This is a genomic window from Rhizobium ecuadorense (assembly GCF_001187535.1).
GTDB classification, from domain to species: Bacteria; Pseudomonadota; Alphaproteobacteria; order Rhizobiales; family Rhizobiaceae; genus Rhizobium; species Rhizobium ecuadorense.
In genome coordinates, this window is the sequence record NZ_LFIO01001312.1 from 1 (window position 1) to 226 (window position 226).

The window sequence follows — 226 nt, forward strand, 5'->3', positions numbered from 1 at the left end:
CCTTCGCCGGTTCTGCCGCCAATCCAGGGCTTCGCCGTTGAAAATTCAGCCTCTCTTAAAAGCTTGCGGGCATAGCGGATGTGAGAGATGAGGCCGGGCCGCGAGGGATCGTCATGCAGAATGCAAGCGCAAACGCACTGGTGCCGCGCGAGGCTGTGCGCCCGACGCCGATGGCGGATATTCAGAAGATCGCCCAGCACATGGCGCGCCTGAACGTCGCGGCTCG

Annotated in this window: 1 pseudogene; it reads left to right on the forward strand. The window is 62.8% G+C overall.

The features are described from left to right. Positions 1 to 113 precede the first annotated feature (113 nt). Positions 114 to 226 (forward strand): annotated as a pseudogene (locus tag AF337_RS42675) (GGDEF domain-containing protein); the annotation flags it as partial.